25 protein-coding genes are annotated in these 26,291 nt (G+C 63.8%); 6 read left to right on the top strand and 19 right to left on the bottom strand.

Annotated features, from left to right (window positions below):
* Nucleotides 1-61: 61 nt before the first annotated feature.
* On the top strand, nt 62-1,621 hold the full coding sequence (locus L7N97_RS08245) for a tyrosine-type recombinase/integrase (protein WP_237477835.1): 1,560 nt from the start codon (nt 62-64) through the stop codon (nt 1,619-1,621).
* Nucleotides 1,622-1,676: 55 nt separating this feature from the next.
* Nucleotides 1,677-2,489: an IS5 family transposase gene (locus tag L7N97_RS08240; protein WP_237477649.1), complete on the top strand. Its 813-nt coding sequence runs from the start codon at nt 1,677-1,679 to the stop codon at nt 2,487-2,489.
* A 593-nt stretch (nt 2,490-3,082) separates the two neighbouring features.
* On the opposite strand, the gene L7N97_RS08235 is transcribed toward L7N97_RS08240, so the two are convergent.
* The 12 genes from L7N97_RS08235 to L7N97_RS08180 all read right to left on the bottom strand — a co-directional run bounded on the left by L7N97_RS08235 (nt 3,083) and on the right by L7N97_RS08180 (nt 11,895).
* A complete protein-coding gene (locus L7N97_RS08235; protein WP_237477834.1) occupies nt 3,083-3,544 on the bottom strand; it encodes a hypothetical protein in 462 nt (153 codons plus the stop codon).
* An 82-nt stretch (nt 3,545-3,626) separates the two neighbouring features.
* A complete protein-coding gene (locus L7N97_RS08230) occupies nt 3,627-4,679 on the bottom strand; it encodes a phage late control D family protein (RefSeq protein ID WP_237477833.1) in 1,053 nt (350 codons plus the stop codon).
* Nucleotides 4,680-4,750: 71 nt separating this feature from the next.
* On the bottom strand, nt 4,751-8,425 hold the full coding sequence (locus L7N97_RS08225; protein ID WP_237477832.1) for a glycoside hydrolase family protein: 3,675 nt from the start codon (nt 8,423-8,425) through the stop codon (nt 4,751-4,753).
* A complete protein-coding gene (locus L7N97_RS08220) occupies nt 8,422-8,685 on the bottom strand; it encodes a hypothetical protein (protein WP_237477831.1) in 264 nt (87 codons plus the stop codon). Before L7N97_RS08220 ends, L7N97_RS08225 begins: the two co-directional genes overlap by 4 nt.
* Nucleotides 8,682-9,293, bottom strand: a complete 612-nt coding sequence (locus L7N97_RS08215; RefSeq protein WP_237477830.1) for a hypothetical protein — start codon at nt 9,291-9,293, stop codon at nt 8,682-8,684. Before L7N97_RS08215 ends, L7N97_RS08220 begins: the two co-directional genes overlap by 4 nt.
* A gap of 2 nt (nt 9,294-9,295) precedes the next feature.
* Nucleotides 9,296-9,589 (bottom strand): hypothetical protein, encoded by a 294-nt coding sequence (locus tag L7N97_RS08210; RefSeq protein ID WP_237477829.1) that lies wholly within the window; start codon nt 9,587-9,589, stop codon nt 9,296-9,298.
* 2 nt (nt 9,590-9,591) lie between these two features.
* Nucleotides 9,592-9,777, bottom strand: a complete 186-nt coding sequence (locus L7N97_RS08205; RefSeq protein WP_237477828.1) for a hypothetical protein — start codon at nt 9,775-9,777, stop codon at nt 9,592-9,594.
* An 8-nt stretch (nt 9,778-9,785) separates the two neighbouring features.
* Nucleotides 9,786-10,043: a hypothetical protein gene (locus L7N97_RS08200; RefSeq protein WP_237477827.1), complete on the bottom strand. Its 258-nt coding sequence runs from the start codon at nt 10,041-10,043 to the stop codon at nt 9,786-9,788.
* Nucleotides 10,036-10,278 (bottom strand): hypothetical protein, encoded by a 243-nt coding sequence (locus L7N97_RS08195; protein WP_237477826.1) that lies wholly within the window; start codon nt 10,276-10,278, stop codon nt 10,036-10,038. Before L7N97_RS08195 ends, L7N97_RS08200 begins: the two co-directional genes overlap by 8 nt.
* Nucleotides 10,278-10,580, bottom strand: a complete 303-nt coding sequence (locus L7N97_RS08190) for a hypothetical protein (RefSeq protein ID WP_237477825.1) — start codon at nt 10,578-10,580, stop codon at nt 10,278-10,280. The genes L7N97_RS08195 and L7N97_RS08190 overlap by 1 nt, the downstream gene beginning before the upstream one ends.
* A 509-nt stretch (nt 10,581-11,089) precedes the next feature.
* A complete protein-coding gene (locus L7N97_RS08185) occupies nt 11,090-11,431 on the bottom strand; it encodes a hypothetical protein (protein WP_237477824.1) in 342 nt (113 codons plus the stop codon).
* On the bottom strand, nt 11,428-11,895 hold the full coding sequence (locus tag L7N97_RS08180) for a hypothetical protein (RefSeq protein ID WP_237477823.1): 468 nt from the start codon (nt 11,893-11,895) through the stop codon (nt 11,428-11,430). Before L7N97_RS08180 ends, L7N97_RS08185 begins: the two co-directional genes overlap by 4 nt.
* A gap of 151 nt (nt 11,896-12,046) precedes the next feature.
* Between L7N97_RS08180 and tnpC the strand changes: the two genes are divergently transcribed.
* Entirely contained in the window at nt 12,047-13,330 is a 1,284-nt protein-coding gene (tnpC, locus tag L7N97_RS08175) for an IS66 family transposase (RefSeq protein ID WP_237477822.1), read from the top strand.
* 106 nt (nt 13,331-13,436) lie between these two features.
* Here the strand turns inward: tnpC and L7N97_RS08170 are convergent, their stop codons facing one another.
* Together L7N97_RS08170 and L7N97_RS29690 are read right to left on the bottom strand one after the other, a co-directional pair.
* Nucleotides 13,437-15,005 carry a hypothetical protein gene (locus L7N97_RS08170; protein ID WP_237477821.1) on the bottom strand — a complete coding sequence of 523 codons (1,569 nt, stop codon included), beginning with the start codon at nt 15,003-15,005 and terminating at the stop codon, nt 13,437-13,439.
* 670 nt (nt 15,006-15,675) lie between these two features.
* Nucleotides 15,676-15,804, bottom strand: a complete 129-nt coding sequence (locus tag L7N97_RS29690) for a hypothetical protein (protein WP_255721631.1) — start codon at nt 15,802-15,804, stop codon at nt 15,676-15,678.
* 1,839 nt (nt 15,805-17,643) lie between these two features.
* On the opposite strand from L7N97_RS29690, the gene L7N97_RS08165 reads away from it, so the two are divergent.
* On the top strand, nt 17,644-18,432 hold the full coding sequence (locus tag L7N97_RS08165; protein WP_237477820.1) for a hypothetical protein: 789 nt from the start codon (nt 17,644-17,646) through the stop codon (nt 18,430-18,432).
* A gap of 126 nt (nt 18,433-18,558) precedes the next feature.
* Here the strand turns inward: L7N97_RS08165 and L7N97_RS08160 are convergent, their stop codons facing one another.
* The gene (locus tag L7N97_RS08160; protein WP_237477819.1) at nt 18,559-18,726 is read right to left on the bottom strand and encodes a hypothetical protein; all 168 of its coding nucleotides are present in this window, start codon (nt 18,724-18,726) and stop codon (nt 18,559-18,561) included.
* Nucleotides 18,727-19,262: 536 nt separating this feature from the next.
* The gene (locus tag L7N97_RS08155; RefSeq protein WP_237482112.1) at nt 19,263-20,327 is read right to left on the bottom strand and encodes an IS630 family transposase; all 1,065 of its coding nucleotides are present in this window, start codon (nt 20,325-20,327) and stop codon (nt 19,263-19,265) included.
* Here L7N97_RS08155 and L7N97_RS08150 point away from each other — a divergent pair.
* On the top strand, nt 20,320-21,015 hold the full coding sequence (locus L7N97_RS08150; protein WP_237477818.1) for a hypothetical protein: 696 nt from the start codon (nt 20,320-20,322) through the stop codon (nt 21,013-21,015). The two genes, L7N97_RS08155 and L7N97_RS08150, sit on opposite strands and share 8 nt — an antisense overlap.
* A gap of 324 nt (nt 21,016-21,339) precedes the next feature.
* Here L7N97_RS08150 and pdeM read toward each other — a convergent pair whose 3' ends face one another.
* From pdeM to L7N97_RS08135, 3 genes are all read right to left on the bottom strand, one after another.
* Nucleotides 21,340-22,038, bottom strand: coding sequence for a ligase-associated DNA damage response endonuclease PdeM (gene pdeM / locus L7N97_RS08145; RefSeq protein WP_237482111.1), 699 nt, complete (start codon nt 22,036-22,038; stop codon nt 21,340-21,342).
* Nucleotides 22,031-24,658 carry a ligase-associated DNA damage response DEXH box helicase gene (locus tag L7N97_RS08140; protein ID WP_237477817.1) on the bottom strand — a complete coding sequence of 876 codons (2,628 nt, stop codon included), beginning with the start codon at nt 24,656-24,658 and terminating at the stop codon, nt 22,031-22,033. Before L7N97_RS08140 ends, pdeM begins: the two co-directional genes overlap by 8 nt.
* 166 nt (nt 24,659-24,824) lie before the next feature.
* Nucleotides 24,825-25,424: a glutathione S-transferase family protein gene (locus L7N97_RS08135; RefSeq protein ID WP_237477816.1), complete on the bottom strand. Its 600-nt coding sequence runs from the start codon at nt 25,422-25,424 to the stop codon at nt 24,825-24,827.
* An 86-nt stretch (nt 25,425-25,510) separates the two neighbouring features.
* Between L7N97_RS08135 and L7N97_RS08130 the strand changes: the two genes are divergently transcribed.
* Nucleotides 25,511-26,287 carry a helix-turn-helix transcriptional regulator gene (locus tag L7N97_RS08130; RefSeq protein WP_237477815.1) on the top strand — a complete coding sequence of 259 codons (777 nt, stop codon included), beginning with the start codon at nt 25,511-25,513 and terminating at the stop codon, nt 26,285-26,287.
* Nucleotides 26,288-26,291: the final 4 nt, after the last annotated feature.

The raw sequence follows: 26,291 nt of genomic DNA, 5'->3' as shown, positions 1-26,291 counted from the left end.
TAAGCGCACAAACCCTTGATGAAGCGCGGTGGGACCGGTACACAACACCGGTCCCATTGCCATGCGCTTCGTCATGCCGAACCTGTCCACCCGCGACGATTCCAGCCTGCTTCAGTTCCGGATGCGCGTCCCGTCCGACGTGCTCTTGAAGGCACGCGGGCGGCTCATGTTCATCGATCTCCCCGCCATCGGCACCGATGATGCCGTGACGGTGGCGGCCAAGGTCGGGGACGTTGTCAAATTCAGCCTGCGGACCCGCGATCCGGTGGCGGCGAAGGCCCGTCACGGGGCGGCTTTGTCGTGCGTGAACAAGCTGTTCGCCGGTATCCGCAACGGCCCGAAGCCCCTTTCCCTTCGCCAGATCGTGGCCCTGTCGGGCGACGTGTTCCGGCTGTTCATGGATGAGGTCGGGGACGATCCCGGCACCGCGGACAACTGGATAGCGGTCAAGGCTTTCAACCGCGCCGTGAAGGAAGGGCGCATCGTGGCGCCGCCCACGTTGCAGCCGGACCCGAAGCGCGCCAACGAGCGCGACATCGCGCGACAGGTGTTCGGGATCGATCTGACAGAAGGGGTCGACGGACACCCGGCCGGTACACCGGAAGTCGCGGCCCTTGAGGCGCGCTTCGGCCTGCTCGCCAATTGGACTTTGCTGCGGCAGGGCGTCGAGATCGGCCCCGACGATCGCGTGAGGCTGCTCTACGCCATAGAGAAGGCCGTGACCGATGCGGCCGTGGTGCTGAAGCGGCACGCGCGGATGGATTTCACGCCCTCGCCCGAGGTCGAAGCGCGGTTTCCGGCGTTCGAAGCGCCGAAGCCTTCTGTCCCATCGATCACCATGACGGAGCTGTTGGATCGCTGGCGCGCCGAGGCCCAACCCAGCCCGCGGACGCTTCAGAATTGGCAAGCGGTGGTGCGGCGTTTGCGCGCGCATGTCGGCCACGATGATGCAGGCCGGATCACCCCGGAGACGATCGTGGCGTTCAAGGATGCGCTGATTGCCGATGGGACGGCGGCGCGGACGTTCGCCCGCATCTATCTCGTGTGCCTGAACCGTCTGTTCGGCTTCGCGGTCGAGAACCGCCTCATCCGTGACAACCCTGCGCGGGGCGTGAAGGTGTCCGCGAAGGTGAAGCCGGGCGAGGCGAAGCTCGGGTACAGCGCCGATGAAGCGCTTCGGCTGCTCCGGGCGGCGGCGAGCGAGACGAAACCGGAACGCCGCTTCGGTGTGTCATTGCTCGCGTTGACGGGCGCGCGGGCGGGCGAGGTGTTCCAACTCCACGCCGAACAGATCGTCGAGCGCGATGGCGTGCCGTGCATCGAGATCCGCGGCGCAGCGGATGGCGGCCGGGTGAAAACGGCGGGATCGGAGCGTGTCGTTCCCTTGCATCCATATTTGGTGCATATCGGCTTCGTCGCTTGGGCGCGGGGGAAGGGGACCGGTCCGCTGTTCTACAGCCCGCGAAAGGTCGAGCCGGACGCGCTGCATCCTTCGGTGGGCGTCGGGCGGAAGGTGGGCGAGTGGGTTCGCTGGAAAGGGTTCGGATCGGAGCGGGTCGCGGCGCTCCACGGCCTGCGCCACTTCGTTAAGTGTCCGTCCGATAAGGGCACGTGGGGTTGAGTGGCCGGGGCTGAGATGATTCCAGGAGGGTGCTGAAACCTGATCTGGAACCGCCATGTGGACCCCGGCCACCCGCGAGCAGCATAGCCGCTCCGAACTCCGCTACTCAACCGATCTGACCGACGCCGAATGGGCCGTCATCGAACCGCTGTTGCCGCCCGGCAACCCGCTCGGACGGCCCCGGCTGTGGTCGTTGCGGGAGATTGTGAACGGCATTTTCTATGTGCTGCGGGGCGGCGTTCCCTGGCGCCTGTTGCCGAAGGACCTGCCCCCGAAGAGCACGGTGTACGGCTACTTCAGCGCGTGGCGCGATGAGGGCCTGTTCGCCGGCATCAACCACCATCTCGTCATGCTGGATCGCGAGCGGGCCGGGCGAGAGGCTTCGCCCACCGCGGCCGTGCTCGACAGCCAGAGCGTGAAGACCACGGAGAGCGGCGGTCCGCGGGGCTACGACGCGGGCAAGAAGGTGAAGGGTCGCAAGCGCCAAGCCCTGGTCGACACGGACGGCCGCGCCCTGGTGCTCGACCCGCAGCCGGCCGACGTGCAGGACCGCGACGGGGCCGTGCCGGTGCTCAAGCAGTCACGCCGTTCATATCCTTTCATCGCCAAGGCCTTCGCCGACGCGGGCTACGCCGGCGACAAGCCGGACAGCGCCACGCTCATCGCCGTCGAGATCGTCCGCAAACCACCCGGGCAGGTCGGCTTCGTGGTTCACCCCCGGCGATGGGTGGTTGAGCGCTTCTTCGCCTGGATCAGCCGCAATCGACGCCTCTGGAAGGATCCGGAGGCCACAATCGCATCCGCAAAGGCCTTCCTCTACGCTGCGTCCGTCATGATGCTGCTACGTCGCATAGGTTGCGCAGCCTGACTTCCCGGACGGACTCTAAGACGGCGCTGCATCGAGCCGGTGTCGCAGACAGCACCGCAGATGCCTTGATGGGGCACGCCGGGAAAGGCGAAGCGTCGACATACCGTCACATCGATGTGGCGACGTTGGCCGAGGCCGTGGCGCGCCTCCCATTCCCGAACGTCGAATGAATGGCTCAGCTCAAGCCATGCGATGGGCGCACAGCTCACTTGCACACTTCGCTTGCACAAGGCTGAACCATGTGCAAAAGATGACGAACGAACAAAAAAGGCCGCCTCCCCTACGGAAAGCGGCCCAAGTCTAGGGAGGAAACGCCCAAGAAGGGCATACGCCCGAAGGCGCATCTTCTTTGTAGGGCATCCGACACGCTGCGGCAACCTCGATGTTGCGATGCAGCGCGATCGGCGTTGGCCGTGGTGAATCTGCCGTCACCGAACGCGGTCCGGTCCGATTTGCAGGATTGCAAGCCTCCACCCGATCGCGGATCGTGCGGCAGGGCGTCTAGCAGCCCCGTAGGCGGCGATTTCGTTTCGACCTTCGCCATCGAAGCGGACCCCGAAACGGAACGGGCGCTGATGGCCCTCCTACACGCCCTACGCTTCGGCCATTTCCCGCCGCATGAGCATGTCGTTCGGCACGCCCTCGGGGATGGATCTGGATTCGAGGACCTTCAGCCGGCGCTTCACTCGCTCTTTCTCCCTCATGGCCTTCACGATCTCCGCCACCATGAGCGACCCCATTTCGTCGAGTTCGTCGTCGGACCACCGCGGCGCCGACAGGAGCTTGGTGTTCTCCTTGCGGACAGCACGGGCGATGCGGGCGCGTCGCTCACGGAAGGTCAGATCGAAGCTGGCACCGGCCTTCGCGTTGCAGTCGGCGCACGAGGCCACGCTGTAGAAGCGCCAATCCTCGATGAGGTGTAGGTTGTAATGGAGCCATGAGGCGGGAGTGGCGTGATCGACCTGCTCCGCGGGCTCGTCACAGTAGCAGCACGAGAAGCGAGGGCCGACGTGTGAATAATAGCGATCGGCCGCGCGCTTGGCACGTTGAGGCATCAATGGTCCTGAAATGAAAAAGGCCGCCCCGAAGGACAGCCGTTGAGTGATCGAAAGGGGACAATCCAAATCTGGAGGACTGTTATTCCGAGGCGCTGTCCTCGCCGCCCGCGCCGTCTTCGGATTCGAAGTCGATCGCCGAAGTCAGGCCGGCATCCTTCACCAACGTGTGGGTGGCGCTCGACACGAGATATTCGCCATCGATCCCGCTCCGGGTCCCGGTGATGGTGATGTGCTGCGCGCCGCGAATGGACGGGTCGCCTTTTGCCAGGGTCAAAGATCCTGTCGCGCCCTTCCGATTGAGCATAGCTTGCTGCGCGTCGGCGGCGGCTTGTGCTTCCGCCTGCGTATTGTAGGCCCTCTTGATCGTGAACGGCACAGACGATGCAGGATCACCAGCGACACCGGCCTGAACCCACACCAGTTTATGTTGATCCTTGTCCCAATAACTGGCCTTCGTCGAGCCGAACGAACCGATGTTCGTCAACTTCATTTTGAGATCGGATATGTCGGCGGCGTCGAGCGTCACCGATCCGATGCTCAGGCCCGATACGTTGTTACCCGACCCGCGTTGGGTGAAGCTCAACATGCCGTCGCTGAACTTGGCGAGGGCGTTGAACCTCCGCTCAAGCTGTGTGAGAAGATGTCCAGAGCCGCTGTGCTGGTGGAGCCATTCGAGTTGGATGGCACCGATGGTCGGATCGACCTGTGGCGTTACACCAGCGCTGAACGCGAGCTTGCCGACGATGTCGTTCAATGTTTGATTGGCGTAACTCGTTATTAGCGGCGATTTGAGATTGCTGTTCATCCCGGCGCTGTTGCCGTGGAGCAGCATGGTTTTTGGCGGAAAGGATAGATCAACCTCGTCGATCTCGAAGCTACCCATCGGATAGAGCTGGGTTTCGGCATAGCCTAGACTGATATCTAGGGTCGCTGAACCTTCGCCGATATTTGGGAGAGCGAGTTGCCAGCCGCGATCGTCGAGGACGATGTCGCAACTGTCGGCCGTGCCGCCGCCTTGGACGGAATTGACGCGAATCGAAAGAACGCGATCCTTAAACTGCGGTGTGAGGTCGTCGTCGCCCTTAGAAATACGAAATATCGGCGTGTAGCCGAGCGCAGTTGTGTAACCCAAAGATTAATCCAGACATAAAAAAAGCCCCGGCCGAAGCCGAGGCTGATATCAAATCGAGTGTAGGTAGAGTTTTAGACTGACTCGTGCTGATCGTGGTAAGCGTTGTTCCGCCTGTCCAACATCGCCTCCACGGTCCGTGCGACGTGGCGAGCATCGTGGGCACCATGAATGTGGAAATTGTAGGTGTGACCGCTCGATGAGTTGTCGGCCTGGATGTTACTCGCCGGCCGGGTGTCGTCAGACTTCGACCGGGTGTTCCCGAGGACGCGACGGGCAGTTTCAGCGGCCTCGGGTGATACTGTGCGGGGCGTCGACTTCGGGTCCGGTTTGACCACCATCGGATTCGACGCTGTTCCGACTGGAGCCGACGATGGGTCTTTCGTCTTCCACGACGACGGCAGGTGTCCCGTTTCGATGATCGAAGCTTCTTCAAGCCGACGCTGACGGTTGACGCCGCCGTTGTGGCCTTGAAGGTTTCGAACCGCTTGGGCGATGGTGTGCTTGTCGCCCGTTCCGATGGCGGCCCTCAAGCTGGCGAGCTTCTTGAACGAGCCATAGTTATAACCAACGGAGGTTAGAGCACCTTGCGTGGCGGGATCGAGTTTATCCCACGCGGCTGCGCCGACTTCCTTGCGGAGTCCAGCTTGAAACTGCGGCATGCGGCGCCTGAGATCACGCTCTGCATCTTCTTTACTGACCCTGTCACCACGTTGGACCGATCGAACGTTTCCGTTCGCGTCCGTGATGGTGTCGGAGCCGTACCCGAGCCGGTAGTGATTCACATCCCATGCGGCGTGACCGATGAATCCTTCCTTCTTCCGAAGGATGGCGGCCGTCCAACCGATGGAAGAACCATCGCTCGGCGCTCCACTGCTCCCGTCGTCGGCATCGGTGTGACCACTCGGGGCGCGGTTTCCAGGCGTCCGCCGGTAGCTTCCGCCCCCACCGTGGCCGTAGCGCATATTCGGAAGCGAGGCATCGAAGGTCGCGCCGCGGTGGCCGTGTCGGATGCTTGCACCGCCGGAACGCGAGCTGAATCCTCCAGCGTCACCATCGCCACCTACGCCGGCCAGCGGATTCGACGAAGCCCGATGTAGGAGGTCGGCCACGCGGTCGATTCCTTGCCGGATATGGTCCGTTGAGCGTGCCGTGTCGACGATGGCGCTGCGCGTCGTCTCGCTGGCATCGGCCGGGCTCCAACTCGCTGGCGTCATCAAGTCCCGCCACGACTGCCCGTCGCCTTCATATGACGATGGGTGGAACCCGCGCTTGCGCCGCCAGTAGTCGGCGGGTGTTTCCGTTGTAGGATTCGGAGCCCCTTGGGGGACAACGGGGGCAGGGGAGGCCGCTGGCGCATTGCCCGTGAGGCGGTCGACCCACGCAGGGCGGGCGCTCTTGCCGTCCGGCGTCCGGCCCCAAAGCCATTCGTCGAGGGCTGGCGCCGAGGTGCCCTTCGGCAACAGCGTCACCTTGTTGAGGATGCCCAAGTCGAGTAATGCCTGAACCGCAACCCCGATGGTCGTCAGAGCGCCCGCGAGGCCGATCAAGCCCGTGGTCATGGCGGCGGTTTCCACGCCGAGCAGAGCCTTCAGCCCGGTCGACAGGTTGAAGAACTTGGACGCGATTGACACGCCCGAAACAGCGGCCTTGATCGCCATGAAGCCGGAGGCGATGCCAGACAAGAGCGTGATGACCGGCGACGCGATCCTGAGCGCGACGCTCATGCCCAACAGTTCGGCCGCGAGCTTCCCAAGCTGCCGCGCCGAGCCGTCACCAGCAAAGCCGAGGACATGCGCGATGCTGGCGAAGCTGTCCGTGACGGTTCGGAGACCTTGGCCGACACCGAGCAGGAATCCGGAAAGGTCGAAGGTTCCGACGCTGGCACGCAGACTGTTTAGAGCTGCCGTCAGATCGTCGAAGCCCAAGCCTTGAACAAAGCTCTGAATCGCACGATGCAAATCCTGCTTCATCCCGCCGTCAAGCAACGCATTCGAGATGCTGACCCACCAGCCGGTGAACGGCTCCAAAACATCATCTTTGATCACGTCGCCAAGTTCGGCCTGCACCGCCGACGTGCTAGCCTTGAGCTGGTCAAGCATGAACTCGATGGACTTCGACCACGTCTTGCTGTTCTGACTCAGAACATCGTTCGAGGCGTCTTGACCGCTCAGTTCGTTCTCGCGTTTCAAAGCGTGATGGTAACGCTCGCCGTGGTTCGCACCCATTTCGGCCGACACAGCGTTGAACTGCGGCCCGAGGCCATATCCCTTCTCGATTTGAGCGCGCGTCTTCTCATCGAGACCTTGTAGACGGCTCAGAAAGCTCACGACACCTTCGGGAGTTCGGAATGCCTGTTGCATCTCGAATGGGCCGCTGTAGCCCAACTTACGAGGACCGGACAGAACAGCGCGGCGTTCTTCGGAGTTTTCATGCGAGCGAGCCGCCCGACGATACTTGTCGACGATGCCAGCTTGGATTTCCGGCAGTTGCGCCATCAAACGAGCTGAGCCGAAACCTGTTCTTTCACCGGAGCCGTTCAAAGCAGCGCCGAACGCCATCGTCTGTTGCTTGGACCAGCCGAGTTCTTTTCCTCGACCGATGCCACCTGATGCCAGGAACTGTTGCATCTTTTCAGGCGAGTTGCCGTTGAAGGTCGACAGGCCAGCAATCTCATTCATCATGGACCGCGCATCGGCGGCATTCTTCACCCATCCGACCGTTGAACCCTCACGAATGGCTTTCGCAAGTTCATCGCCGTCTTTGTCGAGACTTCCACCCATCGTCTGAATCGCGGCCTGGATACTGGACGGCAGGATCTTCGCGACGTCAGGCTGAAGACCATCCTTTAACCCCTGCAATCGAAGCTTCGCGACTTCAGCGGGATCGACGCCGAGACGGATGCCCTCGCGCAGTGATTCCTCACGGACCTTTGCCGCATCGGAAGCAGAAACGCCGGGCTGCATCTTATAGCGCGTCGTCACCGTGTCGAGTTGCTTGGCAGCTTCGATGAGATGCTTTCCGGCTTCGACTCCGAACGCTGCGCCAGCACTCAGCCAAAACCCCGCGGATTCGAAGGCCGGGTGGTTTAAACTTCTGATAGCATGTCGGCCGTGATGATAGACCTCACCGACTCGCTTGTTCATCTCGCGGCGCATAGCGGTGCGCTCGCGGCGGACGGCGCTCAGGTGCCGCAACTCGGCGCATTCGCTGTTCTGACGGAGACGCCATTGACGAGCAACACCGTCGAGCACAGCCTTCTGGCGGACGGCTTCGGCCTTCGCGCTGGCCTGGATCTCGGCCACCTCGGCACGGGCGGAGCGCTCGCGCAGAGTCCATCGGCGCCTGATCTCGCGGAGGTCGGGCAGGCCACGGGGAGGTGCAGGCGGTCGACTGCCACCACCACCACCGCGACCACCACGGCTTGCACCACGGGATAGATCGCGCTGGGCAGCGGCAGCGGCGCGGACGGAAACCGTGAAGGCGTCCATGGCGGCGGTGTCGGCCCGGATCGACGTCGCGACCCGGTTCAGCGACGCCGTCGTATCAGCCCCGAGCTTCGTGGCCGCGCTGGTGGCGGCGTTCATGGCCTGGACGAACTCGGTGTTCAGAGACCGCTTGATCGTCCGTCCGATCGCCAGGGCGGACTTCCGCAACTCATCGAGCGACGCGCGGACGGCGTTAATTGCAGGGCTGGCCTCGTCACGCGCGACAAGGTCCATCCCAAGCGAGAGTGTTTCGTCGCTCATCCGCCGCGAGCCTCACGCAGCACTCGCATCGTCACCGGCATGTGCGAAACGGACTCCTCGACGGGCACGGTGGAGGCGGCTTCGGCCACCTTCGCCTTGAACATTGACGGGTAGGCAGTGCGGGCGAGATCCAAAGCGGCGAGGCGGTCCCCATCAGGCGCGGCGTCGAGGATCATCTTCGCCAGGAGCGGTGCAGTTTCAGGAAGAGCGTCGGCACGCTCAATCAGGGCGGCAGCGAGTTGATCGACGGTGCTGGTCATGGCTTCTTCCTCACGGCGACGGGCTTCGGGGGAGGTTCGGCCATGAGCCGCTGATAGACTTCCTCCGCGGCGGCGCGGGCGGCGGCTTCGCGCTCGACGTTGGCCCTGCGCTTCTCCGCGGCGGCGGCACGATCGGCGGCACGAGCGGCAGTGGAAGCGTCGAAGCGTTTGAGAGCTTCACGGGCGTCCGCAACGGCGGACAGGGCGGCATCGAGAGCGGCGGGGACTTGACTGAGCTTCCGGTCGTACACCGCAGCTTCGGCCAGGGCGGCGCCAGCCTCTCCAATATCCACAAGGTTCCGCGCGGAGGCGCGTGCCTCGTCACGGTCCTTTGTCAGCTCATCACGTAAGTTCTCCACACGCTTGACACCGGCGAGAGCATCATTGATGGCACCTTGACGACGCTGGCGGTCGGCCTGTTCTAGCTTAACCTCTCGCGCATCCATCGCATCCGGCGAAAAGCGCTTGGCAGCGGATTCGGCATCGGCGGCACGGCGGGCGGCGAGGGCTGCGGCGCGACGTTTATTGTCCCCTGCCTGAAAGTGCAGGTTTCCATTCGCGTCCGGCGTGATGACGCGGTCGTGCGGACCGGGTTTAATATCGTTCATGGTCAGTTCAATTCGTTCTTCGGAATGATTACGGCCGCTTCAGCTTCGGCCTCGATGTCTTCAATGGTGGTCAGAAGCAAGATCGCGTCGCGGTGGCGGCGTGCCTTGGCCTCCTCCGGCGTCTCGCGTTGCTGTTCGGGCTCATCCGTGAGAGGGGGAAGTCCCTGCAACATCCGCCGTTCGTTTTCACGCTGGCGTTGAGAATATTCTCGGTATTCAGAACTACCATGCTTTGCCAAAGCGGCACGGTGCTGGAACGCGGCGCGACGGGCGCGCCAACCTCGGCTGAAGGACATCGTTAGTCCTCGAATCCGTGGATGTATTCAGCAGTGGTGCCGGTCCGAAGGAGGGTATTCAGCCGGTCCTCGATCTCGCGCATTCCCGCATAGATCTTTGCGAGGTCGGAAAGCGCTTCGTCTCGTTGTTCGGTCTTGCGTCGCAACGCGCGCAGCAGTTCGTCAAATTCGATTTCGTCGGAGGTCAATTTCAGTCTCAATGGAATGTGCGGTATCGTTCTAGGTCAACGCGGAATTGTTCGATTTCGCGCTCGGCGTGCTGGATTAGGATCGGAATGCGTGATTGACGGTGGACCACCGCCGACCACAATTTATCTTGCCAAAGGTTGCGATGGAGGCGGTTCAGGTTAGACTTACGCGAATCCAGCGCGACGTCTTCGGCCTTCAGTGCGGCGATGGATGCTTCGAGGGCGGTGATGCGCCCCTGCAAAAACTCGATGCGACGGTCAGACATTATTGCTCGCGCTGGCCTTCTTCGCAAATTCGAGGCGGTTCTCGGCATCCACCACGGCTCGGATCGCCCTTTCGAAGCAGAACTCGGCCTCAACCTTGAAGATCTGCGCGGTTTCCAGAGCGAGAAGCGCATCAAACACAGTTGTCGATCGCGGAGCGGGTTCGCCGGGGAAGTCCTTCTCCATAAGTGCGGCGAGATGGTGCAGGGGCGTGTTGAAGTTCTCGACAATCGTCATCACATGCCCTTCACGTCGGCGGCCGGCCGGCACCAGAAACCCTTACTTTCCAGGCCAAAGATCACCATTTTCCGGATGACCGCTGCGCGATCGAGCATTTCGATCTTCGCATGACGATCGACTACGGCGAGAACGTCTTCGGGGAGGCTTGTGTAAATTTGCCCCACCATCGTCTTCTTCTTGCGAGGCGGCGGGAGCTTGCGCTTTGTTTCCATGATAATGTGATTTTCTGTTTTGTGTGAAAACGACGTGGACAGGTCGAACCCAAGGCCACGTGAGACCGCTTTTCCGAGGGAAAACATCCCATTCGGTGACGCTGAACGCCTCGATCGTCGGGCATTTCCCGCGATTGATTTCAATCAATTGTGTGAAGCTATGCTTATAACGGCTTTCCGGCGAATAGCATATCAGAACACTACCACCCGAAAAGCTTCGCGTCAAGTCCAGAATAGCATTACGCGGCAAGATGATTGCCGATCATATATGCGATTAAGGTCTATTCTCTCACCCTATAGCGATTGACCATCACATAAATGGGCGGCCCGGCATTACCTTAAGGTCGAAACCATTCTCGACGTTGCCGCACCGAACGCCGTTTCAGCCGCATCGAGTTCGACCACCGCCGCACGATGCCGCTCGACGAGGAGGTCGGAGGGTTCTCGGCCGGTAGCTCGATCGCGATCAAGGAGACCAAGGAGAGTTGCTACGCGGCGACGTGCTTGAACAAGGTCGGCGCCAGCGAAGGTCGCGGCAATCAAATTCAGCTCCCTCGGCGGGATGCGTGGATTCCTGGATTTCGGACGGCGCATGGTCAGTTCACCCCTTTGTCATCGTCGACCACCTCGGCGTGCCGCTTTATCCTCACGGTGCTCTGTGCAACGCCGAGGGCAGCTTCAGCATCGGCGAGGGCGGCCCGAGCTGTTCGGATTCGATCCCCAAGCAGGAGTGACATCGGCCGACCGGCAGCACGATCGCGCTCGGCGATGGCCTGGAACACACCCAAAGCTTTGCGCGCTTCAGCGGCCCGGATCGCTGCCATGACGGCATCGCCGTGGAGATCGGCAAGGGTTTCGGAGGGGAGCAAGCGCCGTTGATGTCTGCGAAACAGGTCATGCGCGGCGCCCGACCGGATCGATGGGTTGGACAGTTTCACGCGGCGGCCTCCGCCTTCTCCATTCGAAGCATGATCCGTTTCACGATTTCGGACTGTTTCAGTGTGAGGCGGCCCCGCTTCTTTTCGAATTCCGGCAGGACGCTTGTGATGAATCCACGCTCCCATTCACTGGTGCTGGCATCGGCGAGGGCACGGCGCAGCGCTTCGGTGGCGCGTTCGCCGAGGCTGGCGCTCCATCCGACATAAGGGTTGTCGACGGGCCGCTGCGGTGGTGGGGGCGGTGGCGGCGGCTCCACAGGGCGGTCCCGGTATACGACCTTGATCGGCTTCGGCTCCTCGATGGCCGAAGCAAGATCGTGCAAGTCGACCTTCGCTCCCTTCAGCGTCTTGCGAAGTGCCCGGCAGGCCGCAAGGGTTTCGTGGTCCTGATCTGAGTCGAGCAGCCGCAGCAACTGCCCGACGCGGGGCAGGATCTTTTCCGGTAAGGGAGAATAGGCGGTCATAATAAACTCGGGATGAAAAGGTCCCGGCCGATCGCGTCGGCTCGGGTTCGTATCTACCCACGGGGTGGTGTGAGGCGACCGGTGCCGGGTGGGGCGGGTCGAAGTGCAACGAGGGCTTGCGCGGCGTGATGAAGGCTGATTCCCTGATGGCATGAGCCGCGGTGATCTCGAGCGCCTGAGCAAGGAGGAACTGATCGAACTGGTGCTGAAGCTGCAGCGCCCGGCCAAGACGTCGCGCACCTCGTCCAAGCCGCCCTCCACCGACCGCAAGGAGCGGCGCGAACAGTCCCGCCCCGGTGGTGCGAAGCCCGGCCACGAGGGCCATAACCGCCTCGTCGCCGAAGATCCCGACACGGTCGTCGATCACCGTCCGACCGAGTGCCCCGACTGCGGGCTGGCGCTGTCGGCCGAGCTGCCGGTCGAGACGGTCAGCGTGCACGAGCACATCGAACTGCCGGAGGTGAAGCCCGTCGTCGAGCAGCACCGGCGGCTCGCCGTGGTGTGCCCGGGATGCCGGGCCCGCGTGGCGGCGCCGAGACCGGCGGAGGCTGCGGCTTCGCCGTTCGGGCTGCGCCTGCACGCCACGGCCGTGTACCTGAAGACCTTCCAGGCCCTGTCCTACGAGCGGCTGCAAAAGGCCCTGTTCGACCTGTTCGGCCTGCGCATCAGCCAGGGCGGGCTCACCAACATGCTGCGCCGGGCCGAGACGCGCTTCGCGGCCGGGCGCGACGCGGCCCTGTCGGTGTTGCGACGCGCCACCGTTGTGGCGTCCGACGAGACGGGCGTGCGCATCGAGGGCACGAACTCGTACCATTGGGTCTTCCGCTGCGAGGAAGCGGTGGTGCACCACGCCGCCCCGACGCGGGGCGCCTGCGTGGTGCACGAGATCATGGACGGGCACCGGCCCGCCGTGTGGCTGTCGGATCGCTACTCCGCCCAACAGGGCCATGCCGACCGGCAACAGACCTGCCTGGCCCACCTCGCCCGCGACGTCGCCTATGCGCTCGAAGCCGGGAACGACATCCTCGCCCTGCGGCTCAAGCTGTGGCTCGACAAAGCCTTCGCGCTGGCGCGCACCGTCACCACAGCGGCGCCCTCGACGGTGGCCACCAAGCGCCGCAAGTTGGAGCGCTCCCTCGACGACATCCTCGCCGCCCCGGCCACCTGCGACCTGGCGCGCGACATCCAGAACCGCATGCGTCGCGCCCGCGACCAGCTCCTGACCTTCGCGGCCTTCCCCGGACGGGTCGAGGCCACGAACAACGCCTGCGAGCGCGACCTCCGCCCAGCGGTGATCCAGCGCAAGAACACCAACGGCTACCGCGCCATGTGGTCCGCCAAGGGCGAGGCCGCCGTGCGAACCGTGGTGGCCACCGCGCGCCTGACCTCCGGCGCCGGCACGTTCAGCACCGTGCTGGGCACCATCGGCGCCTGACGGCGCTCAGCCAAGCTGCGCACCCCGTGGGTAGTTACTCGGGTTCTATTTACCATGACGAGGGGAGAACACAAACACCCCTCGCCACATCTTTCTTCCTCACGGATCAGAACGGGATGGATGCCGAATCCAAGTCAACGAACGAGTCCAGCCCCATCGGCACATCCTCGTGTTCGTGGTGTTCCGGCTTCATGTGGGGATCGGCGTCGGCCCACATCTCTCGGCCGAGGAAGGCCGCTACGTTGTGGAAGACCTGGCCCTCGCACATCGTCGACCGGACGTGTTCGATCCCTTCTAGGAGCTGGTCAAGGCTCCAGCCATCCGAGCGCACCCGCATGAACAGGGGGCGCCACTGGTCATCGACATACGCCGGGTAGGCATCCTTGAAGGTCAACCAATCCCGATCGAAACCCGTCCGCACCCGAACCGGGGTTGCGTCAGCAGCCTCGTTTTCCACGTTTTCCTTTTCACTGGATTTCATCACAGCCCGGTCACTGAGTACGGGTGCCAGTTCTGACAGGGGACCCCTGTCAGTTTTGGCAGGAGTACCCCTGTCAGTTTTGGCAGGGGTGGGGGGGATATCCGCACCCTCTCCGACGTCGTCGCGCTTGGCCGAACCCCTGTCAGTTTTGGCAGGGGTGTCACCTTCGACCTTGCCCCGACCCGACTCCCGCGAGGCCGTCTTCTGGTCCCCGTTCAGCTTCGCGCCTTCGAACTTGGAGCGGCGGATCGCGATGTGATGGGCCTCGCCCTCGATGCGGTCGACGGCGATATATCCCGCGTCCTCTAGTTCGTTGATCGCCCTTTGAACCGATCGCCAGCCCATGGCCGCTTCCTTGCCGAGCCGGTTCATGGATATGAAGCTGTGCCCGACCTCGGCGTTGATCCGGTCGAACAATGGGATGGCGACACGCACCGCGCTTTTGCTCAGCGTCTCATCGGCAGCGACCACGCGCAGGAACACCACCTTCCTGTCGGCCCTGATGCCGGGGCTCGTGGTCAGAGTGGACGGGTCGGATCGCTTCCGCGCGGGGTTCCGCTTCGACGTAGCAGCAACACCACGTTCAGCGGCGGGCGCCGCAATAGGCTGCTCGGCCGGCTTCGGAGTCTCCATCATCTCAATCTCGGGGGCGTGGTCCTCGTCGGCGACGATCGGCTCAGGCTGCACCGTCACCAGCACCTCGGGCACGATGTTGAGCGGGCCGTCCCACTCACCCGACCAATCCGGCTCTTCCACCGCAACGGCGGGCGCGGCTTCGGGCTCGATGTCGACGACGGCAGGCTCGGGGGTGGTCTTCGGAGGCTTGGTGCCAATGCGGTGCGCCGACATGGCCGACATGATGGCCGTGCTGGCGATCGATCCCCACTCGCGCGGGGTTCGCAGCTCACCCGCTTCCTTGGTCCGGAGCCGCACCATCACGTCGTCGATCTCTTCCTGCGTCATGCCGGCGGCGAGCGCGACGCGACGGAGCGCGACGGAAAACGACAACCCGGCCGGCATAGGGACGGACCCCGGTGACGGGTCGCGCTTCAACGGCGGGCGGGGCGGAGTCGGGGCAGGGCGGTAGCTCGGCCTTGCCGTGTTGGGCGTGGTCGGCTGAATCCGCGTCGCCGCGGGGTTAGCTCGGGAGAAATGGTCGGCGAGTGGGTCGGCGTAGTCGTGGAAACCGGACATCGGGCAATCGTTCAAATCTAACGAGGCCGCGCGTTCCCGAGCCCGCAACAGGTGTTGCAGGAGAGGGATGATTCCGATATCAAGGGGGTCTGACGTTCCTTGAATACCGACTTCACCGCGCGAACCTCGCCCCCGGCAAGGGGTGAGGGTTTCGTGGCGGGACAATGTTCCCGATAAGTTCCTTATCACCGACCCGAAGAACCTGCAACGGCGGCTCAAAATCCGTGTCGATACTGATGTTACCGATCAGTAACGTCCAGATTTGATCCATTTGCACGATTGCAAGAGTTAGAGCTACAAGGGATTAAAGCCCTTTTGTTGCTGCGCGCCCGAGGTTGATGCCGTCGGAGAGGGTCGACGGCCTCCGAAAACCACTTTTGTCTTGCTCGCACTATTTCAGATAGCGTTAACTCTGGAAATTATCATTCAAAAGTGGAATCCAGGTACAAGGCTCGCGGGAGAGTCTGACTTGAAAAGGGGCTCGACGTCACCCGCCACCCTTCCGCCACAAAAAAACGACCCCCCCCTCGGAACTTTCCGCGCCTTCGTGCGTTTCGCGCGCCCGCGTTCATCTAGCACTGCCCAACGCCGGCCTTCCCTTTCACGGCCACCACGCCGTGCTGCTCGACGCGGACTGAGGCGCACGCCGCCATCAATTCTGGATGATGTCCTAGAACGCGATGATCACCGCGACGGCGATGCCGATCGCCACCATGAGCGACAACACGAAGGTCAGCACGAGCAGGGTGGCGGTGGTGGCGCTGGTGTTCCTGGGTCGCGGCTTGGTGCCGATGATCATGCAGGCGATGTAGTGCGCGCGTAGATCGTGTCGACGTGCTCCACCTCATCTCATTGTGTAGCTATGGCTACGGAGTGACGCTGGTGGCACAACCCATGCCGCCGATTGAAACGACCACCTAGACCACACAACCCGCGACCGGTATGTCGATACTGACAACCAGGGGATGGGAACAGGACGATGAATCGGCGCATCACGGTTGCGGAGGCACGGGCGTGGGCGCATTCGGCGCTGCCCGAGATCGAAAAGGCGAGAGCGAGCGGAGCGACGACGTTACAGGAAATTGCGGACGCGCTGAACGCACGTGGCGTGCCAGCCTTGCGCGGCGGTCGGTGGGCCTCAATGCAGGTTTGGCGCCTGCTTCTCCGTCACGGCCCACCCGGCGCCATCGCTTCCCGTCGCTGAGCCGGTCAATTCCTAAGCCATGCGTTCGGCGCAGACTCTTATCGGTATACCTGAGCGAGACGATCCGATGAGACAGATTTCGCGTCTCATATGGGCCGGTTTGGGACTTCCGAGACACCGGACGGTGCGGGTCTAAATCCATACGAGACAAACGCACGCCGAGACGGTCACGAACCCAGCCCAGCGCCGACCCATGCGTTTTTGCGCGTCCGCTAAGGTATGCTCTAACGGTCAGTATCCGATGGCCCGAAAAGCATGTCCGTAAGGGTCGGAATCAATCAACGGACACACTGATCAGCGGACATAATCCTAGCGGACGATAACCAGGCTCCAACGGATAGAGGTCGATCCTACGTCAACGGACAGGAAGGTGCGGACGACGGGCGGTGGCGTGTGATCACGGCCACGGGGTCGCATTAACCATCATCGAATCGAAGTCTACAAAAGCGATCACGGAAACAAGAGTATCGTACCGAGAGTTGCAACCGCGGCGAGAGTGAAGCGGGGCGGTGCCGAGATGACACAAATGACCTCAGTTCGGAACCGTGGCCGTCTACCGAGATCGCTCAAGACCTCTGGGTTTATCCTCGGCGTGACCCTGATCGTATCACTGACGATCGGCTGGTCCGTATTTCTACTTTGGCTCATAACTAAGGGCGTGATCGCCATTGTTCATTGGCTATAGCGTCAGCCATTGTCAGGCTTGATCCGATCATGCCAAACGAGCGCGGCCATGAAGGCGATATCAATACAGAGCAAGTAGAAACCGAACTCTCTCGCGCATAGGTGGATATGGTCGCATCCGATTACAGTGCGAGCAGCGACGAAGCACCACGCAAGTGATGCCCAAAGCGCGGCGGAAGCAACTGCGGCGGGACCGAGCGCACGCATTATTCATCCTCCCGTTCGGTCGACGCTCATGAAGCTTCTTCGAACCGCTAGTGACAATGATGAACAGCCATTAACATAAGGTCAATCTGATTTTGTCGATCCCGCTTGTCGGACGATCACGATCGGTCACGCCCACCTCCCACGACCCGCAACGCTGGCGCTGGTGGGACCGCTGGTGGCGGCTCGGGTTCCGGCAAGCCCGCGACGTCGGGGAGGTGCGCGCCGCAGCGGGGATGCTCTCCCTTGTGTCGTTTGATCGAGCGGTTCGGGCAGTCGGCGGAGAGCTTCATCACCAACTCGGCGATCTCGATCTCCGCGCCAAATTTCTCGGCCAGCCTCGCCAATTTGTAAGAGCCGGCGCGCGGGCAGTTCCGGCACCTGATGCGGACCACAACGTAGGGATAAGCCGACAAGCGCATCGGCGCATGTTCCGGTTTTGTTCCTCATGGGTCAAGGGCGGCCCGTATGGACAATCCTCATGTGTCCACCTTGTGGACTGATCCGGCGTTCGCCATCTGTCCCATATGTGGACAGGAGAGGGCGATGGGCGATCTGATCTTCGACGGCGATGACCTGCGTGGATTATTCGGCACCATGTTGGAGGCGTTGGCGGAAACGCGGAGGACGGGCCAGCGTCCCGCGATCGTGGTGAACGGCAAGCGCATCGCGCCGCACGACCTCGTCAAGGTGGGGCGGATGATGCCCGACGTCCCATTGACCGCTGAAGATCAGGCACGCTCGCCGTTCCAGAAACGTCAGAAGTCATACTTCTGGGCTGGGTACAACATCGCGCACAGGATTAACGGCATCCTCGCCGACGAACGCGCGCAGCATACTGCCGCCGCCACGCTCGCCAGAATGACAGAGGAGAAAGCATCTGTTCAGACTGTGGACAGATCGAAGCCGGCCGATGGAGTCTCGCTTGCGCCGAACGACATAGCTGGCGGCCGTGCTTCATCGAAGCCCGTCGTGCTCAAGCGCAAAACCGTTGAACAGCGGATACAAGAGCTGTTGAATCACGCGAGCGCGATCAACGATCGTGGAAAGCTACGCGGTTCGGATCGCGACAACATGAGCCGTTTGATCGACGGTCTGCGTTCGCTGAGCCGCGAATGGCACTCCCGCCCTATCGATGGCTCTGAGTCGACGCTCGACGACGTCTTGAAAGCCGACCCGTCTCGTGCTGACCGGGACATCGCGAGACAGATGAAGTGCAGCCCGACAACCGTTGGCCGGGCCAGGGCGCGTCTCAGATTGGTGGCGGAGGTGCGATCTGTCCAACGCGGGGGACAGATGATCAGCATGAAGCGCCGTGGGGCCGTGGTGGAGTGACCATGAAGAAGGCCCCCGACCCGGAGCAACGCTCGACAGTATCGGGGGCAAGGTGCCGGCGGAATGTTCAACGCCGGAGTCGCTGGAGCGGCGACAGAGAAAGTATAGACTGAAACGGGATGAAGTTCAAACGAGCTGCCGCGCTGGTGTCACCCGCTGCACGAGCTTCAGCTTTCCATCGGGGAAGCGGATCACCACATCCTCGATACGGGCGTGAGCACGGTAGACCACGGGATCGACGTCAAAGCGCTCGCCATCCGCGGTGACGCCGTCGTGGTCGACGTTGAGGAACAAGACGCGGGTTCCGTCCAAGGGAGGACATGTCTGCATAGTGGTCGGCATGGCTTGTAGACCTATATGTTAAATGGAGTCCTGGGGGTGGTTCAATGTCGGAAATTTTCGAGGCTCTTGGCAAGATATCACGAAATGAACCGGACCAAATAGTTAGCCACTACAGCGACAATTTCAAGGCGTTTCATGCGGTACAGAACGATATCTCTAAATTGAAATCTGTTATTCGTCTGGGTTCAGACGCTGAGTACCTTGATAAAATTAAGGCGAGCATTTTGCTGCATGATCTTTCCATGATGGAAGGGCCGGCATCCCCTAACATGTCTCTGATATGGCCCAAGAAGGTTGGCTTTCTTAGGGATGATGGTGAGGAAAAAATTGACATAACCATTCCTGCGAATGCTCCGAAACACTTTATGGAGGCATGTGAACAAGGCCTAATTCGACCGGCGTTTGCTTTGCACTCGGGAAGTGTTGTGGACGACCTCATGAAAGAGGTGTCGCCATTTATTCATGAGGGGTGGTTGCTACCTATACATCTACGACGCGACGACCCGAGAATCCTTTGGGTCTCGGATGCGGAAGTTATCGGTGATTCGGGATGAGAAGCGACTGAAGTGCTTCGGGACCGTTTCCTTGAGGAATGTCAGGATCGCCTCCGCGAAGTCCTTGAATGTGGCATAGTACCGGTTGTGGGTGACGTTCTGGTGCATCACGCCCCAGAGCCGCTCGATCGGGTTGAGGTGAGGGCAGTAACTCGGGATGAAGTGAAGCACGATGCGCCGTCCCGGTTGCCTCATCCAATCCTGAACAGCACGGGCATGATGATAGCGGGCGTTGTCCAGATAGACATGGATCCGACGCATCGTCGTGTAGGCGTTCTCGATGGAGGTCAGAAGCTCGATCGTGCTTTGCGCATCGACCGAAAGCACTTCCTTCATCCGCGTCGCGCCGGTCTCCAGGTCGATCACACCATGGATGTTCATGCGATCACGGCCCGACGCCGCAGGAACCGCGACGTCGGCGCCACGCGGCATCCACACGCCCGCCGGTCGCGTCTGATGGGTCGGGTGAACGGCATCGCCGTAGACGATCGCTTCGTCGGCCCCAAGGCCGTTGCGGAGCCGCTCATGCTGCTCGATGAACGCTTCCTGCGCCGCAAGGTCGAGATGCGAGGGCACAAGGTCAGGCTTGCGCCAGACAAAATCCAGCGCCGCCATCAGCTTGATCAAACCGGATCGCGTGTACGACATGCCATACGTCGTCCGGATGTGATGACCGATCGCGCGTGTCGACGCCGGAAGCGCCTCCGTGGCCCAGGCTTTCAGGGCCGTGAGCTGCTCCACCGTCAAGGCGCGGTGCCCGCCCGCCAAGTCGAAGCGCGCCAGAGCCGGTACGCCGCCCTCGCGATAAACCTTGAACCAGCTCCGGATCGTGTCGTCGTCCAGGAGGAGAGCCTCCGAAACCTGCTCGCAACTCCAGCCCTTGTCCAACAAAAGGATCGCGTTGGCGCGCCGGGCGACCCGATGCTCCTCAAGCCCATCCCGCGCGATGCCCGTCAGCCGCGCACGATCGTCCTTGCTCAGGAAATGGCGCTTGATCATCGACACAAAACCGAATCGAAAGCGACCCCGCCGTCAACCCCGCATCCTCACGGAATCGGGCTATAAACCGTTTCGTTTCCTGATGTATTTGGACTCTGATCCGGGCAAAACGCCAAAGAATTGGGGGATGCTCGACGTCCCGCATCACGCACCGCGTGAGGTATGGGAAATCACCACGTTTGGACAGCGTGAACCCTCAGAAAAGGCACTCATCATAGATTCGTCCCTTGATGACGAATTTCGACAAACATTATTTGATGTAGCTGTTCCTGTTTTGAAGAACGTCACAATCGAAGATATCACACGTATCATTATCGATGAAAAAGATATAATCGATGAGTTTCGAGTGAACTTTAAATTAGCCATTCGTGATGCGCATAGGCAAGGCTCTAAGGCGACTGAGATATATCATGATGTGGTACGTCCAAAGATTTCTCGAATCGAGAGAAAGTTCAATGCGGCAGCAAATCTGGGTCGATTAAAAGCTGGAATGGCAACAGTCACAAGCGTGATGGCGACGCTCGGGGCTGGTTACTATTCCGGAACTGCTGCAGCTATAACTGCGGTAGCTGGCGCGGCTGGCGTGACTGCTATTATCAATCCGATGGCTTCAGCAATACAGGAGAAAGAGAATATCAAAGATGATTATGCTTATCTACTATGGAAACTTAGAAAGCAGGCGCTCTAAATTCCATATCGACTTTGGTTTTCGATCATAAATAGAATTATCTCGGAACAAGCTGTGCGGCAGGCCGTCGCATGGCGCTGGTGCCGATGACCGGTACACAAATGCGCGCCGGACATCGAATTTCACCAAGGAAAACAGTGCGTTCCGCCCTTCGCCCAGAAGGAGCAGATGTAGGCGTCACACGCCCTTCTCCCGCTAGAGCGGGAGAAGGTGGCCCGACGAAGTCGGGTCGGATGAGGGGAACCGCGACGGTCGAGCGTCCCCTCATCCGTCGTCGCTCCGCGCCGACACCTTCTCCCGTTCCACGGGAGAAGGATGGGTTTCTCACGCCCCCGACAGGCAGCGGCTCTCGGGGATGGCGTAGACCCTGTCGCGCCCCAGCGCGTGGGCGATGCGCCGCCCGTCCTTGAGCAGGCCCGCGAAGGCCGGGTGGCGGAAGTTGAGCCCGCCCGCATAGGCCCCGAAGGCCGGCATGATGCAGCGCGTGCCGTCCGACACGAAGCAGCGCCGCCGCACGGCGCTGCCCGCCCCGGCCACTATGGCGACGGGGTGGAGGTGGCCCGCGATCTCGCCTGCCGCGCCAGCGCGGTTGTCCGCGCCCGGCGTCGGCTCGTGGCGCAGCGTCAGCGGCCCGAGGTGCCACTGATCCGCGGTGTCGCCCGTGAGCCCGTCCGGCGGGGCGGGGTCGTGGTTGCCGGCGAGCCACAGCCAGTCGCGCCCGGCCTGGAGCGCGCCCAGCGCCGCCCTGTCGGCCTCGCCCATCCGGGACGCGCCGCCGCGGTCGTGGAACGAATCGCCGAGCGCCACGACGAGGCGGGGCTTCGTGCGCGCCACGACGGCGGCGAGCTTGGCCAGCGTCGCGGCCGTGTCGTAGGGCGGCAGCATCATGCCGCGCCGGGCGAAGGAGGAGCCCTTTTCCAGGTGGAGGTCGGCGACCAGCAGCACGCGGTCGCCCTCGTGGAACAGCGCCCCGCAGAAGTCAGCGAGGAGGTCGACCCCCGCGATCGTCACGTGGCTATGCATGCGTCCGATGTCGCCGGACTTGATCTCGCCGGACCTGGCCTCGGCCGGCGCCTTCCTCTTCAGTGCTGTCATCGTCCCCGGTGGCTTCCTCGATCAGCACGTCCGCGGCGTCGGCCAAGACCGCATCCTCGGCCTCGCCCCAGACGGGCTCGCGGCCGATCTCCAGCATGATCGGCACGGCGAGCGGTGAGACCCTCCGGAGCGGCTTGTGCAGGATCCGCCCGCGGATGCGCCCCAATAGCTCGCCGAGGCGCTTGAGGTCGAGGAGCCCGGTCGCCGCATCGTCGCGCGCGGCCTTGAGCAGGATATGGTCGGGCTCGTGGCGGCGCAGCACGTCGTAGAGGAGGTTGGTCGACACCGTCATCTGCCGCCCGGTCTTCTCGCGCCCGGGATGGCGGCGCTGGATCAGCCCCGAGATGGTCGCGCAGTTCTTGAAGGTGCGCTTCATCATGGTCGACTCGTCGAGCCAGGACTCGAGGTCGTCGCCCAGCATGTCCTCGTCGAACAGCTCTTCGAGGGAGACGAGGCCCTTGCTGATCCGCGAGCCGACGTCGTTCCGCGACCAGACCGCGATGGCGTAGTCGTTGGCGACGAAGCCCATCGGGCGGAGCTTCGCCCGCTCCATGCGGCGGGACAGCAGCATGCCGAGCGTCTGGTGCGCGAGCCGGCCCTCGAACGCGTAGGCGATGAGGTAGTGCCGCCCGCCCCGCGGAAAGGTCTCGACCAGCATGGCGTCGGGGGAGGGCAGGGCGGAGCGGCGCCGCTGGATGGCGAGCCAGTCCTCGACCTGGGCCGGCAGGTCGAAGTCCTCGGGGTGGGACGTCATGGCCCGCACCTGCTCGGCCAGATAGGTGGTGAGCGGGAACTTCGAGCCCGCGTAGGAGGGGATCTTGGGCTCCGTGCCGCCCGCGCGCGAGCACAGCGCCTCGTCCTCGACGATGGCCTCCAGCGCCAGGATCTCGCCGCCGAACAGGAAGGTGTCGCCGGCCACCAGCGTTTCCAGGAAGCCGTCCTCGACCTGGCCGAGCACGCGCCCGCCGCGGCCGATGCGCCCCGCCGCGGCGGTGCGGCCGTCCGACGTGGCGGAACGCCCGGACGCGGTCGTCCGCCCCCGGACAAGGCGCACCTTCAGCATCGAGGCCTGCACGATGGTGCCGACGTTCATGCGGTACTGCTGCGCGACCTGCCCGTTGGACACGCGCCAGCGCCCGTCCTTGTCCTGCCGGATCTTGGCGAAGCGGTCGTAGGCCTGCAGCGCGTAGCCGCCGTGGGCGACGAACTGCACCGCGCGGTCGAAGTCGTCCCGCGGAAGGTCGCGGTAGGGCGCGGCGTCGGTCACCTCGGCGAAGAAGTCGTCCGCGTCGAAGGGCTCGGCGCAGGCCATGCCGAGCACGTGCTGGGCGAGGACGTCGAGCGCGCCCGAGCGCGGCACGGCGGTGTCCTGCACGCCGGCCGCGGCGGCGTCGATCGCGGCGCGGCATTCCAGCACCTCGAAGCGGTTGGCCGGCACGAGGATCGCGCGCGACGCCTCGTCGAGCCGGTGGTTGGCGCGGCCGATGCGCTGGATCAGCCGGCTCGCGCCCTTCGGCGCCCCGACGTTGACCACGAGGTCGACGTCGCCCCAGTCGATGCCGAGGTCGAGCGTGGCGGTGGCGACCACGGCCTTGAGCCGCCCCTCCGCCATCGCATCTTCCACCTTGCGCCGCTGGCCGACGTCGAGCGAGCCGTGGTGGAGCGCGATGGGCAGGTTGTCGCCGTTGATGCGCCACAGGTCGTGGAACAGCTGCTCGGCCTGGAAGCGCGTGTTGACGAAGAGCAGGGCCAGCTTGGCGCGGCGCACCTCGTCATAGATCTCGCCGAGCGCGTGGCGCGCCGAATGGCCCGACCAGGGCAGCCGCTCCTTGGTGTCCAGCATGGTGACGTGGGCGGCGGCGCCTTCCGGCGCCGTGACGACCGCCGGCGCCGGATCGTCCCGGCCCGACAGATAGGCGGCGAGCTCCAGCGGCTCGCGCACCGTGGCGGACAGGCCCACCGTCTGCACGCCGGGGGCGAGGCGGCGCAGGCGCGCGAGATCGAGCGCCAGCAGGTCGCCGCGCTTCGAGGTGACGAGCGCGTGGAGTTCGTCGAGCACGATGCGGCGCAGCCCGCCGAACATCTCGCGCGCCTTGGGGTTCGCCAGCAGCAGGGCGATCTGCTCGGGCGTCGTCAGCAGCACGTCGGGCGGGTCGCGGCGCTGGCGCTGGCGCTTCGCCGCCGATGTGTCGCCGGTGCGGGTCTCGATGCGGACCGGCAGGCCCATCTCGGCGACGGGCGTCTCGAGGTTGCGGGCGACGTCGACCGACAGGGCCTTCAGCGGCGACACGTAGAGCGTGTGGAGGCCCGGCTTGCGCCCGGGGTCGGCCGACAGCTCGACGAGGCTCGGCAGAAAGCCCGCCAGCGTCTTGCCGGCGCCGGTCGGCGCGATCAGCAGCGCGGAGCGGCCCGCCTCGGCGTGGGCGAGCAACGCCAACTGGTGCGGGCGCGGCGCCCAGCCCCGGCCCGCGAACCAGGCCAGGAAGGCGGGCGGCAGCGCCGCGGCGGGGGGAGGGGCCTCGGGCGAGGCGGGGGAGCGGTCGAGCACCCTTCCCAACTAGGGAGCGGGGGACGGCGTGGCGAGGTCCAGCGTCCGGAGCAGGCCGTCATGGGCATGGTTTTCGAGATGACGTATCCACCTCTCGGTCATTCCGGGCTCTCGCTCCGCTCGCCCCGGAATGACCGAGGGATCGACTCATCTCCAGACGTGGCTCTCACGCCCGCCGCGTGGCGTCGAACGCCGCAGCGTAAGCCGCGCCCGGCCGCGCGCTGCAGCGGTCCACCCAGGCGTCGATGGCCGGCACGCCCGGCTTGCCGAAGAAGGCGAAGGGCGAGTGGAGCAGCAGGTCGGCCGCGGTGAACGCTTCCCCGAGCAGGTAGGGCCGGCCGTCCAGCGCCTCCGCCAGCCGAGCCCGCATCTCCGCGCCGCCCCGGAAGGTCGCGGCGAGGGCGGGATGCGCCACGCCGGCCGCCTCCAGCATCATCACCGGCTCCATCACGCCGGCATACCAAGCGAACCAGCTGAGGTAGGCGCCGCGCCGCGGGTCCCCGACCGGCACGGACAGGCCCGCCGCCGGGAACAGGTCGGCGAGGTGGAGCATGATGGCGCTCGACTCCCACACCGCCACGCCGTCGTGCACGAGGTAGGGCACCTTGCGGTCCGGGTGGGGGTTGCGGGCGTCCGGCGCGCCCGAGCCGTCGCGGCGCGCCACCGTCACGGTTTCGATGCGGACGGCGTCGAGCGCGTCGAGCTCGTGGAGCAGGGCGACCACGCGGGTCGAGCGGCTGTTCGGCGAATGGAAGAGCGTCAGCATGGCGGGAACTCCGGGCCGCGGCGGCGGCGGGCGTGTTATGTCCCAGCCGTCCTGCCAGTTTCCGTCAGCAGCGCCCCGCTCCCGCCATGGCCCGCACCGACCGCCTGTTCCGCCTCCTCCGGGCCCTGCGCAGCCTGCCGCCGCCCGTCACGGCGGCGCGGCTGGCGGAGGAGACGGGCGTGTCGGTCCGCTCGCTCTACCGCGACATCGACAGCCTGCGCGCGGCCGGCGCGCTGATCGACGGCGAGCGCGGCTACGGCTACCGCCTCGTCGAGGACGGCGCGCTGCCGCCGCAGATGTTCGACCGCATGGAGATCGAGGCCTTGGTGCTGGGCCTCGCCGAGGTGCGCCAGATGGGCGACGCGGCGCTGGCCGGGGCGGCCTCGTCCGTCCTCGCCAAGGTCGCGGCGACGCTGCCCGACGCCGTGCAGGGGCACCTGCTCCACGCCGTGTCGCAGGTGTACCGCTTCGAGAAGTCGTCCCCCGTGCCGCTCGCGCTCGACGCGATCCGCCGGGGCTGCTGGCGCGAGGAGGCGGTGATCCTGCGCTACACCGACAGGGCGGGGCAGGGCACGGAGCGGGCGGTCTTCCCTCTGGCGATCGTGTACCACGAGCGCAGCCTGACGGTGCTGGCCTGGTGCTGCCTGCGCGGCGACTTCCGCATGTTCCGCGCGGACCGGATCGCCGACGCCCGCCCCTCGGAGGTGAGCTTCCGGCCGCGGCGCGCGGCGCTGCTGCGCGACTACCTCGCCCTCATCCGCGAGCGGGGCGCCGCCGCGAAGGCCGCGGCGGGGGTGGACGAAACGTCCACCCGGGTTGGACCGCCGCCCGGCGATGTCCATCTCCGTCCCGAGTCCGCGTGACCCG

This window comes from Lichenibacterium dinghuense (genome assembly GCF_021730615.1).
GTDB classification, from domain to species: domain Bacteria; phylum Pseudomonadota; class Alphaproteobacteria; order Rhizobiales; family Beijerinckiaceae; genus Lichenihabitans; species Lichenihabitans dinghuensis.
This window is presented reverse-complemented; position numbering and strand designations above follow the sequence as displayed.